Source organism: Deltaproteobacteria bacterium HGW-Deltaproteobacteria-2 (assembly GCA_002840505.1).
Lineage (GTDB): Bacteria > Desulfobacterota > Syntrophia > Syntrophales > Smithellaceae > Smithella.
In genome coordinates, this window is sequence record PHBC01000010.1 from 15,889 (window position 1) to 27,957 (window position 12,069).

A 12,069-nucleotide genomic window follows, 5' to 3' on the forward strand; every position below is an offset into this window, starting at 1 on the left:
ACATGATTAGGAAGAAAATATATGGCAAAGATGAAAAAAGACAAAAATAAAAAAATGTCCGGTCAGAAAAGCGACTCATCTGAAAAGCATTTCTTTGACAATAAAATAGCAGGTCTCGAATTTTTCTTATTCACCATTATAGCTTGCGGTCTCATAATTCGAATTTTCGCCTTGATGAATCTTTCAACGACAATCTATACCGATTTTCTCCTCTGGGATGAGCGGATATATCATAATTGGGCGGGAAAAATCGCCGCGGGCACCTTTCATTCGAAATCCGTATATGAATTTGCTCCTCTGCCGGCTTATATCATGGCTTTAATTTACCGGATATTTTCGCCGGATGTATTTTATATTCGAATATTGAACATCGTATGTGGAACTATTACCTGCTTTATTGTTTATCTTATAAGCAAGGAATTGATCAACAGAAGGGTGGCCATTCTTGCCTGCGTCATTGCCTGTATATACAAACCTTTTATTTTCTATAGCATTGTACCGCTTAAAGAATCTCTGGCGCTGTTATTATTTGCCTTGATGTGTTACCTGCTCATAAAAGTTATAAGTCAGGACAATTCCGCTCAGAAAGAAAAAAATACAAAGGGAACCGGCAATATTATAAGAATTGGATTCCTCGGTTTAGTTGTCGGGATGTTATTAAATGTAAGGCCTAACGCAGTCTTGCTCGTTCCTGTCATCATCCTTCTTATTCTATGGTATGATTACAGGGATAAACTATCATGGAAGCATCTTTCTATATTTGCAGCCGCTTATGTGGTCGGTATATCTGTTGCCGTCTCTCCTTTTGTGATTAGAAATTATGCGGTTGCCGGAAAATTTTCACTCACCACCACCCAGTCCGGTTTTAATCTTTTCCTCGGCAACAATATTAACAATCCCGATCCTTATTACCGTCCTGTTCCTTTTGCTTACTCTTCGCCTTTTGAACAAGGAATCCAGTTTACAATTGAGGCCAGTAAGAGAGTTGGAAAGAAGTTGACGTCTAAGGAAGCATCGGATTATTGGACGGCGGAAACGATAAAGCAAGCCGTTTCCAATCCTGCGGTCTTTGCGGGCAAGGTAGGGCAAAAAATTCTCGTCCTCGTCAACAGTTTTGAAGCCTGTGATCATTACGATATAGAATTTGTAAGCAATTTCGCGAAATTCTTTAAAATACCATTTCCGGGTTTCTGGATTATTTTCCCTCTGTCCATGTTAGGTATGCTGACCAGTTGGAAAAATAAACGTGCAAGAGCGCTAATCACGGTATTGTTAATCTATGGCGCAACTCTTATTATATTTTTTACCAATGGCCGGTATCGCCTGCCGATGATGGCTGTGTTGATTCCTTTTGCCGCGTTAGGGATTGCGCAACTTTATGATAACTTTAACAAAAAATTATATAAATTGTTAGCAAAACACGCAGCGTTTTGCGTCATTTTCCTGATAGTTGCGTTTCTGCCCGTCAGAGCAACAGATGATATGACGGCATATTATAATACACATGCTATTATACTATCCTCAAAAGGATACAATAACGAGGCAATATTATATTGGAAAAAGTCTTCCGAAATGAATAAGCCTTTCTCTGCTTTTGCAAATCTGTCTTTAGCCGGCCGGTACTATCGCAAAGGATTAATTCAGGAGGGGAATGCCTATCTTGAAAAAATTCAAGATGATTCCTTTGCCGCCGCTCAGAAGTATCAATTATTGGGCGATTTTTTCACAGACAGGAAAAATCCGGACGCCGCGATTACCGCCTATGAAAAATCACTCTCCATCAACTCCGGTGAGATATTGCCGAGGAAAAGACTTGTTGATCTTTATAGAATAAAAGATCAAAAGAAGGCGCAGGAAGAATTGCAGACTTTAATATATATCGAATCATTTTATGATGAAGATAATTCTCCGATTCCTCGATAAAACAATGGTGAAAACTGGACCTCAATTAATTGTTTTTCCGGAGCCTTCCGTAGGCAATGATCTGAGGGAAGAAACTGCAGGGAAAAAGATGACAGCGCATCGGTTGTGATGTTCAAAGAGAAATGTTCAGCGTAAAAATGACTGGCATTTTCCGGTATGATCGGATAGGAATTACCCTGCTTGAATTTATAAATTTAATACATTTGCAAAACTTCTTTATTCGTCATTCCGGCGAAGACCGGAATCTAGGAAGTAATTAATAATACTGGATACCGGCCTGCGCCAATATAACATAATTACTGTTTTATGCAATTTTGCAAAGGCCTCTAATTAATCTCTGCCAGACGCTTATGTGCTTGAAAAACAAAAGGAGTTGATTATGTCTTCAGAAAAGAAAAATTCTCATTTCCGCGGTGCATCCAAATATGTTTTAGATGATGAACTGGCTGAAATCGTAAATGTTTCCATGGTTTTGGAAATGCCTCTTCTGCTTAAGGGAGAACCGGGCACAGGAAAAACCATGCTGGCCCATGCCATTGCAGAGAGCCTGCAAATGCCCCTCATTATTTTAAATGTCAAATCCAGCATGAAGCTTATCGAAGCCCTTTATCAGTATGATACTCTGACGCGTCTCAATGACAGCCGTTTCGGCGATTCCAAGCGGGATGTGAGCGATATTGAGGCCTATATTAAAATGGGTAAGATCGGTCAGGCTTTTACGGCGGATAATAAGACTATCCTTCTGATCGACGAAATCGACAAGGCCGATACTGATTTTCAGGATGATATGCTGGATGTCCTCGATCAGATGCAGTTCGATATTATTGAGATTGACAAAACCGTCAAAGCCAAGCACCGTCCAGTTATTATCATTACTTCCAATGCCAAGAAGGATCTATCCGACCCATTCCTCGGACGCTGCAATTTTCATCACATAGCCTTTCCTCATCCCGACATGATGCGCCTGATCGTGGATGTTCATTTCCCAAACTTAGACGAAGAAATGGTGGACATCTGCATCAATACATTTTACCGTCTCCGGGAAGTGCGGGGAATTGAAAAGAAACCGGCCACGCGGGAATTAATTAACTGGATTCGCGCCTTGAAAAACGATCCGGATTTTAAGCCCAGAACGCTCAAGCAGGGAAGGGTTCCCTTTATGGGAATTCTCTTCAAAAAAAGCGCCGACCTTTATCAGGCAAACCAGCAGGTCAGAACTCGCGGTTGAGGTTTTATGCTAAGTTGCTTTCCAACATTAGAATATAAATTATTAAAAGCTTACTTAGAATTATACCAGGTCAATCAACTATTTAATGTTTGATAGTTAATGGATATAAGTTGTGTTTGTCGATTTTTTTTATACCTTGAAAGAGCGGGGCATTCCCGTTACACCAACGTCTTTCCTGCGTTTGCAAAAGGCCATGAATTTGGGGCTTGTGCATTCGCTCGATGATTTTTATACGGCGGCCCGGACTATTCTTGTAAAAAGCGAGAAATATTTTGATATTTACGACCGGACATTTGCTAACCATTTTCAGGGAGTTTCTTTCGAAGAGCCGACGGCAGTCGAGTTAACGGAAATCGCCAGATCTCTGCTCGATGAGTGGCTGAAAAATCCGCAAGAAATTGCTGACGCTCTGGGTATAGATAAAGAGACTCTGAAGAATATGACGCCGGAAGAACTGATTAAGTATTTTCTGGATCGTCTCCAGGAACAAACCGAAGCTCATCATGGCGGCAGCAAATGGATTGGAACAGGGGGCACGTCGCCTACGGGGCACTCAGGAATTCATCCCGGAGGGATGCGTGTTGGCGGAGAATCGAAGAACCATTCGGCCATCAAGGTCGCACTCGAGCGGCGTTACCGGGATTACTCCCAGGAGGGCCCATTGACTCAGTTTCAAATGGGCGAAGCCATGAAAAGACTGCGGCGGATGGCTCCAACTGGTCCCCGTGATATTGTTAATATTGATAAAACCGTTTATGAAACCATGCGTAATGCCGGTGAAATCGAGATCATCTTCGATCGCCGTCTGGCGGATCGCCTGAAGGTCATTCTCATGATTGATAACGGAGGCTGGTCCATGGATCCATACATCGATGTTGTCCAGACTCTTTTTCACTATGCCAGTTCCCAATTCAAAGATCTGAAAATTTACTTTTTCCACAACACCATCTACAGCCGTGTCTGGGCCGACCCTCAGCGTCAATCTAAACCGGAACAGGTTGACGATTTCGTTCGCCGGGACCCGGAAACCCGTCTGATCATTGTGGGAGATGCCAACATGGCCCCTTATGAACTGGAGCATCCCAATGGTGCTATTTACGTGGATGCCAGACCAACCGGCTCCAGCATAGAGCGTCTGCGATTTCTGGCCAGGACATTCCACCGTTGTGTCTGGTTAAATCCCATGACACCTAGGGAATGGGAGTTTTCCAGAACAACGGACATGATCGGGAAGATTTTTCCCATGTTCGAACTGACCCTCGATGGACTGGAAAAAGCGGTACAATATCTTACATCAACAAAGAAGTAGTGGCGAAAAATATTTTGCCTGAAAAATTATGATGGCGAATAATCGTCATTATAATACCAAGTCGCATTCAAAAGATAACGAATCAATGTAGTCCGAACCTTTAGGTTCGCGTGTTTAAAGGGTCTGAAGACCCGTACTACTGTTATTATTTGATGGCGACTTGGTATAAGAAACCTCCTTCCTCTGTGCTATAGATTCCTCATTTGAAGTCAATTTCCTTGACATACAAGATTTACTGCGAGTCGAAATTAAAGAATGACTATACAATAAGCTTAGTGTATAATTAACATACAGGTTTATTGGCTATCAGCCTTCAGTTATCAGCGATTATGATAATTCTAAATCTGGCAGTCTTTATAGCACTCTTTCCATCATTCCGTAGGGCAAGGATCAGGGCAATTCTTAAATCTGGTAGCCATTGTAAATGTACGGAGTAGCTGGTCATGCAGATAGACAGAGCGCGGGCATTGCAAGAACTCGGAATTTCCGAAAAACTGTTCAATGAACTTTTGGAAATATTTATCGAGCAGACCGAGTCTGCTTTAAAAATATTTGAAGAAACTGTATATAATAAAGATTATGAAGAAATCAGAAAGAACGCGCATTTTATCAAAGGTTCGGCCGGAAATCTGCGCATAGACGGGATTCAAGGGATGGCAAAAGAGATAGAACGGGGAGCTATTGAGCAACAGGATATTATCGTTATCAAAAATAATATAGGTAAACTAAGAGTTTTTTTTGAGGAAGTTAAAAAGGAGGTATCCGATGGCTGAATCCAAGAAAATTCTTGTGGTCGATGACGACAAGGTATTTATCAAACTCGCAGAAAATGATTTAACGAAAGAAGGATTTACTGTTATCATCGGTCAGAGTGGTAAGCAGGCTATTTCATTAGCAAGAACACAAAATCCAGATCTAATATTGCTCGATATTAATATGCCGGATATTAGCGGAGGAGAAGTGGCTGATGCATTGAAGGAATACCCCCAGACACAAAATATTCCCATAATCTTTCTGACGGCGTTATTAACTAAAGGGGAAGAGGAAAAGCGTAAGAATATGATCCACGGGCATTATTTTATAGCCAAACCTTATGATTTAAAGGCATTACTGAAAGAAATACATAAATACATATGAGCAACCTCAAATCTGATATCGGCAATCCGCCAATACTCCGGGTGTTAATGGTCGATGATTCGGAAGACGATGTGTTGCTTATAATTCGTAAACTGAAGAAAGGCGGATACAATCCTGTTTATGAAAGGGTGGAAACCGCCGCCGCAATGAAAAAATCCCTCCTAGAAAAGCAATGGGACGTCATCCTTTGCGATTATAAAATGCCGAAATTCGATGCTCCCTCAGCCATAGCCCTTTTAAAAGAAAAAAATATAGATATTCCTCTTATCATAATATCCGGAACTATCGGTGAAGAAACAGCCGTAGAGTGCATGCGTCTGGGCGCTCATGATTATTTTATGAAGGCTAACTTGTCCCGTCTTTGTTCAGCCATAGCCAGAGAATTAGAAGAATCAGAAGTTAGAAACAAGCAAAAGCAGGCGGAGGCCCAAAGAGAGGCTGCGCTTGAAGCGCTGCGTCAAAGTGAAGAAAAATATCGAAATATTCTTGAAAATATCGAAGATGGCTATTACGAAGTGGATCTCGCCGGTAACCTCACCTTTTTCAACGATTCATTGTGCCGACTCTATGGCTATTCCAAAGAAGAATTGATGGGTATGAATTACCGGCAGTATACAGATAAAGAGACCGCAAAAAAGGTTTTTCAGGCTTATAATAAAGTTTATAAAACAGGTAAACCCATCAAAGAATTTAATTGGCAGGCTGTAAGAAAAGATGGAACTAAAATGTACGTGGAATTATCAATATCGTTAAAAAAAGATTCATTAGGTAAAATAGCAGGATTTAGAGGAATTATCCACGATGTCACCGAGCGAAAGAGGGCGGAGGAGGAGTTGAGGGAAAGTGAAAAAAAATATCGCCTGTTGGCTGATAATATTCATGATGTCATTTTTGCCTTAGATATGAATCTTAAGTACACCTATATCAGCCCTTCCGTGAAAATCCTAAGGGGATACGAACAGGAAGAAGTGTTGAAACAACAGTCCATTGAGCAGACATTGACACCATCCTCCATGGATCTTGCCATGAAGACCTTTTCTGATGTCATGGAACTGGAAAAAATCAAATATGGAGATATTACTGAATCCCATACGCTTCAGTTGGAAATGAGGCGAAAAGATGGGACCACTGTGTGGACAGAGGTTAATTTTTCCTTTATCAGAGATGAAGATCAGAGACCAGTGGGCATTATAGGCTTAACCCGTGAGATCACGGACCGCAAGAAGGCGGAGTCTCAAAGGGAGGCTGCGCTGGAAAAATCACGCGAGAGCGAGGAACGATATAAGGCGCTTTTCGACCATTCGCTCGACCTTGTTTATATTATTGATTTCGAAGGTCGCGTCATCGATGCCAACGATGCGGCCCTGAACAGGCTGGGCTATAAGAGGGAGGAGATTCCTTCCCTCAACATTGTCTCGCTAATGGACGAAGATCAAATTCCGCTTGCGTTAGAAATAGTACGGGAGATTCGGGAAACCGGTGTTCAAAAGGACGTGGCGGAGATCAAGTTGCGGCACAAAGACGGCACTGATGTATACGTGGAATCTCAAGGATCAGCCGTTATATCCAACGGAAAACCTATAGCGATCCAGGCTATCGCCAGGGATACCACCGAACGCAGACAGGCAGAGAAAGAACTCCTTTTCCTTACCCGGAGACTGAACGATATTATAGAATTCATCCCTGACGCAACTTTCGTTATCAATCAGGAAAAGAAGATCACTGCCTGGAATCGTGCTATCGAAGAAATGACGGGAGTAAAAAAGGAAGTTATGCTGGGCAAGGACGATTATGAATATGCGCTGCCCTTCTACGGGCGGAGGCGACCTGTCCTTATCGACCTTTTGGATAAGTCCGAATTGGATAAATCCGACAATGAAATTTATGCCTTATACAAGTATGTCGAACGAGGCAATAAAATCTATGCCGAATCATATATCCCTACCCTCTATGGCGGCAAGGGAGCACACCTGTGGCATGTAGCGGCTCCCCTTTTTGACAGGGACGGGATGCGTTTCGGATCCATCGAGGTGATAAGAGATGTAACGGATATCAAGGCCAAGGAAGCTTCCCTGAAGGAAAGTTTGAGGAGCAAAGAAGTAGCTGAGGCGGCAACAAAGGCCAAAAGTGAATTTCTTGCCACTATGAGCCACGAGATTCGTACTCCTATGAACGGCATTATCGGCCTTGTTAACCTCGCCATCCAAACTGACCTGACGGAAAAACAGCGGGATTATCTGACTAAGATCGAGACCTCTGCACAGAATCTTTTGACGATAATCAACGATATCCTCGATTTTTCCAAGATCGAGGCAGATAAAATGAATCTGGATATCCTCAAGTTTAATCTTGAAGATGTGATGACTAATGTTTACGATATAACATATCCCGGTGCCGAAAAAAAAGGACTCGCACTTTTTGCCCATATCGATGATCATGTTCCTCTTTCTCTGGAAGGAGATCCTCTGCGTCTTCAGCAGATTCTCATGAATCTGATCAGTAACGCAGTTAAATTTACAGACAAGGGAGAAGTAGTTATCAGGGTAGAACTATACGATAAGTTCAAGAGCGGAGAAAAGGATTATACCCGGTTGAGGTTTTCTATAAGAGATACGGGCATTGGTCTGACACCAGAGCAGATAAAAAATTTATTCCAATTATTCACGCAAGCAGACGGTTCTATCACGCGACGATATGGTGGAACAGGCCTCGGACTTGCCATTTCCAAGCGACTGGTTCAGCTCATGGGAGGAGAAATAGATGTGTCGAGTGAAATCGGAAAAGGGAGCACATTCACCTTTTTGATTCCTTTGGGGATCGGGGAAAAGACAGAAAAGTTTGATTCCACTGCGACAACTGATAAGAAAATTGAAATAACCGCCAGAGATGTTCATGATACCGACAAAAAATCTTTAATGGCGCAACTGGGCGGGAATTGCGTGCTTCTTGTAGATGATAATTTTATCAACCAGCAGATTGCCCGTGAGATTCTGGAGAAGGCAAACATAAAAGTAGTCGTTGCTAAAAACGGAAAAGATGCCCTTAATAAAATAAATCAGGAACTCTTTGATCTTGTTCTTATGGATATACAAATGCCTGAAATGGATGGATACAAAGCGACAGAGATCATCAGACAAGATCAAAGATTCGAGACGATTCCCATCATTGCCATGACCGCTCAAGCCATGAGCGGAGATAAGGAAAAATGTCTTGCCGCGGGAATGAATGATTACATTGCCAAACCTATCGATGCCTCGACTCTCTATCTAACCTTAAGCCGTTGGCTGAAACTAAAGAAGGCGTTATAAAACCGGATGAAGCCTTATAAGGATGGAAGAAAGTAAAATGGAAGAAATTCTACATGATAACAGATTTTAAAATGCAGCCTTTACAAATCGTTATCGAATGACTATACTTTAAAAAATATTAAAAAACTGATCCAAGAGGCGGCGGAAATGACTTACATAAAAATTAATTTCGGCGGTAGTTTTGAAGACGAATTTCAAAAAGCGGTTGATGAGGTATTTCATCTCGTCCGCCCGGCCTTCAAAAATTACAAATGCACATGGCAGCCTAATATTGATGTGTACGAATCAATAGAGGAGATCATTGTGCTCGTGGATGTGGCGGGACTTAATAAGGAAGATTTGAATATAGAAGTTGACCGTAAAAAAATCAAAATCGCCGGCAGTCGCAAGGCGATTCAGCTTTTGAGTAACGCACGTTACTGTCAGGCAGAAATTCCACACGGCTATTTTGAAAGAAACGTTGTATTGCCCGCGTTGGTAGATGTGCAATCCGCAGTAGCTTCTTACGCCGACGGCATTTTGGTGGTGCGAATGAACAAGCTTTTGCCCGGCAAGACACATCGCATTTCGGTTATTGCAACGAAATAGCAAATAAACGCCGATTTTTTTCTCGAAAACAACATCTGGAGGTTAACATGACGGAACAAAACGTCACAGAAAATAAAAATAGCTTCAATATTCCTGAATTGATTCCCCTTATTCCCCTGCATAAGGTGCTGGTGTTTCCAAAAACCGTGATTCCCCTGGAGGTCACGGGCAACCTGTCATTGCTGGTTGATGAAGCTATGACGAAAGACCGCATTATAGGTCTGATTATGCATAAAAAAGAGCCGGACAATCCGAATCAATATAGCATGGACGATCTTCATGAAGTCGGTACATGCGCTATGATTATGAAGATGGTCAAGACTGCAGAAAACCATACGCAAATGCTTTTACAGGGTATCAGCCGTTTTTCAATTGTAGAACTTATTGAAGGCAAGCTTTATAAGCAAGCGCGCATTAAATTGATTGAAGAAACGGGAGTTAAAGATCTGGAAACCGAAGCACTGATGTCCAATCTGCTGTCATTATTTGACCAGATATTAAGGCTCTCGCCTTTTCTTCCTCCGGAGTTCGGTCCGATGGCCAAGTCCATTACTGAGGCGGGCATTCTGGCTGATTTGATTGCTTCGATTATCAACGCGCCGATAGAGGAAAAACAAAAAATACTGGATATTGCCGATGTGAAGGAGCGCCTTAAAGCAGTGACCAGCATGGTTAATCATCAGATGGAAGTTCTGGAACTGGGCAATAAAATTCAAACCAAAGTCAAGGATGACATTGATAAAAGCCAGAGAGAATATTATCTGCGCCAGCAAATGAAGGCTATCAAGCAGGAATTGGGTGAAACAGATGAAAATACGGTAGAGACGGAAGAATACCGTAAAAAAATTGAAGAAAAAAATCTTCCCGAAGAAGCAAAGAAAGAAGCTTTAAGGGAATTGGAACGCTTGTCCCGCATGCATCCGTCATCAGCGGAATATACAGTTTCTTCGACCTATCTTGATTGGATAACGGTACTTCCCTGGAACGATTCGACAGTCGATAATCTTGATATAGCGAAAGCTCGCCAGGTTCTGGATGAAGATCACTACGGTCTTGCTAAACCCAAGAAGCGCATCATTGAATATCTGGCGGTACGCAAGCTCAAGCCGGATTCCAAGGGGCCCATTCTTTGTTTTGTGGGACCTCCGGGAACCGGCAAGACATCGCTGGGACATTCCATCGCCCGGGCGCTGGAGCGCAAGTTTGTGCGTATATCACTGGGCGGTGTGCGCGATGAAGCTGAAATTAGAGGTCATCGCCGCACTTACATTGGCGCTTTACCCGGACGTATTATTCAGGGACTGAGACGCGCGGAGTCGAATAACCCCGTGTTTATGCTCGACGAAATAGATAAAGTCGGTAGCGATTTCCGCGGTGATCCTTCATCGGCTCTGCTGGAGGTTTTGGATCCGCAGCAGAACAATTCGTTTTCCGATCACTATCTGGATGTCGCATTCGATTTATCGCATGTCATGTTCATTACGACAGCCAATATGCTGGACACGATTCCTCCGGCGCTGCTCGACAGGCTGGAAGTTATTGAGCTGACAGGCTACACGCAGGAAGAAAAAGTAAAGATTGCCGAGCGGTATTTAATTCCTCGGCAATTGAAGGAAAACGGCCTGACTGCTGATCAGTTTCGATTAAATGAAAAAGCGCTTAATTTCATTATTACCGGTTATACGCGTGAAGCGGGCGTGCGTAATCTGGAGAGGGAAATTGCCAACGCCTGTCGCGGCGTGGCGGCCCAGATAGCCGAAGGAAGCATTACGTCCAAAACAGTTACGGATAAGGATATCCCCAATTATTTAGGACCTGTGCGGGTACCAACGGACGTTGATTCGCGGATTACCAGGCCTGGCATAGCCATCGGCCTGGCCTGGACACCGGTGGGCGGCGATATATTATTTATTGAAGCCACGGCCATGAGAGGTAAGAAAGGCCTTGCGCTTACCGGACAATTGGGTGACGTGATGAAAGAATCAGCGTCGGCGGCATTAAGCTTTATCCGCACGAACGCCGAGGAACTAGGTGTGGATTCAGAGTTTTTTGACAATATGGATATCCATATTCATGTGCCGGCAGGAGCGATCCCCAAAGACGGTCCGTCGGCGGGCGTGACGATGCTCACAGTGCTCACATCTTTATTGACCAACCGCAAGGTAAAAAAGCATTTGGCTATGACCGGTGAAATTACACTGCGCGGTGCCGTACTGCCGGTGGGCGGCATCAAGGAAAAAGTGCTCGCGGCTTACCGTGCCGGCATTAAAACCATCCTGCTGCCCGCATGGAACCGTAAAGATCTTGAAGATATCCCGGCCAATGTGAAAAAACAGATTTCATTTCACTTTATCAACGATATGATGGACGTGGTAAAGCTGGCGCTGGAACCTGTAAAGGAGAAAAAACTGCCCGTCGTGCCGGCTAAAAAGCGTAAACCGGTGATGTCGGTAAAAAAGAAAAAATCAGCCAGCATTCGCAAAAAGGTTGCAAAAGCAAAAAAATAACAGATAACGGTCGCGACCATTATTTTAAATGGAACAATTTATTCACGGGAATAACTAAATCATTCCAAA

Annotated in this window: 8 protein-coding genes; all 8 read left to right on the top strand. The window is 43.0% G+C overall.

Going from position 1 to position 12,069, the window contains the following annotated elements; translation table 11 throughout:
* The first annotated feature begins 21 nt into the window (after positions 1-21).
* The 8 genes from CVU62_14890 (at position 22) to lon (ending at position 12,000) form a co-directional block, all read left to right on the top strand.
* Positions 22-1,923 carry a hypothetical protein gene (locus CVU62_14890; protein ID PKN36438.1) on the top strand — a complete coding sequence of 634 codons (1,902 nt, stop codon included), beginning with the start codon at positions 22-24 and terminating at the stop codon, positions 1,921-1,923.
* Between the two features lie 379 nt (positions 1,924-2,302).
* The gene (locus CVU62_14895) at positions 2,303-3,151 is read left to right on the top strand and encodes a MoxR family ATPase (protein PKN36439.1); all 849 of its coding nucleotides are present in this window, start codon (positions 2,303-2,305) and stop codon (positions 3,149-3,151) included.
* Between the two features lie 112 nt (positions 3,152-3,263).
* Positions 3,264-4,460: a hypothetical protein gene (locus tag CVU62_14900; GenBank protein ID PKN36440.1), complete on the top strand. Its 1,197-nt coding sequence runs from the start codon at positions 3,264-3,266 to the stop codon at positions 4,458-4,460.
* Positions 4,461-4,903: 443 nt separating this feature from the next.
* The gene (locus CVU62_14905) at positions 4,904-5,233 is read left to right on the top strand and encodes a hypothetical protein (protein PKN36441.1); all 330 of its coding nucleotides are present in this window, start codon (positions 4,904-4,906) and stop codon (positions 5,231-5,233) included.
* Positions 5,226-5,597 carry a hypothetical protein gene (locus CVU62_14910; GenBank protein PKN36442.1) on the top strand — a complete coding sequence of 124 codons (372 nt, stop codon included), beginning with the start codon at positions 5,226-5,228 and terminating at the stop codon, positions 5,595-5,597. The genes CVU62_14905 and CVU62_14910 overlap by 8 nt, the downstream gene beginning before the upstream one ends.
* Complete coding sequence (locus CVU62_14915) at positions 5,594-8,905, top strand: hypothetical protein (GenBank protein PKN36443.1); 3,312 nt, start codon at positions 5,594-5,596, stop codon at positions 8,903-8,905. Before CVU62_14910 ends, CVU62_14915 begins: the two co-directional genes overlap by 4 nt.
* 147 nt (positions 8,906-9,052) lie before the next feature.
* Positions 9,053-9,493 carry a hypothetical protein gene (locus tag CVU62_14920; GenBank protein ID PKN36444.1) on the top strand — a complete coding sequence of 147 codons (441 nt, stop codon included), beginning with the start codon at positions 9,053-9,055 and terminating at the stop codon, positions 9,491-9,493.
* Positions 9,494-9,540: 47 nt separating this feature from the next.
* Positions 9,541-12,000 carry an endopeptidase La gene (gene lon / locus CVU62_14925; GenBank protein PKN36445.1) on the top strand — a complete coding sequence of 820 codons (2,460 nt, stop codon included), beginning with the start codon at positions 9,541-9,543 and terminating at the stop codon, positions 11,998-12,000.
* The last annotated feature ends 69 nt before the right edge of the window (positions 12,001-12,069 follow it).

Excerpts from the sequence above, each read along its gene's own strand:
- CVU62_14910 (PKN36442.1), top strand. The coding sequence starts at position 5,226 with ATGGCTGAATCCAAGAAAATTCTTGTGGTCGATGACGACAAGGTATTT.
- CVU62_14895 (PKN36439.1), top strand. The coding sequence starts at position 2,303 with ATGTCTTCAGAAAAGAAAAATTCTCATTTCCGCGGTGCATCCAAATAT.
- CVU62_14905 (PKN36441.1), top strand. The coding sequence starts at position 4,904 with ATGCAGATAGACAGAGCGCGGGCATTGCAAGAACTCGGAATTTCCGAA.
- CVU62_14915 (PKN36443.1), top strand. The coding sequence starts at position 5,594 with ATGAGCAACCTCAAATCTGATATCGGCAATCCGCCAATACTCCGGGTG.
- lon (PKN36445.1), top strand. The coding sequence starts at position 9,541 with ATGACGGAACAAAACGTCACAGAAAATAAAAATAGCTTCAATATTCCT.
- CVU62_14920 (PKN36444.1), top strand. The coding sequence starts at position 9,053 with ATGACTTACATAAAAATTAATTTCGGCGGTAGTTTTGAAGACGAATTT.
- CVU62_14890 (PKN36438.1), top strand. The coding sequence starts at position 22 with ATGGCAAAGATGAAAAAAGACAAAAATAAAAAAATGTCCGGTCAGAAA.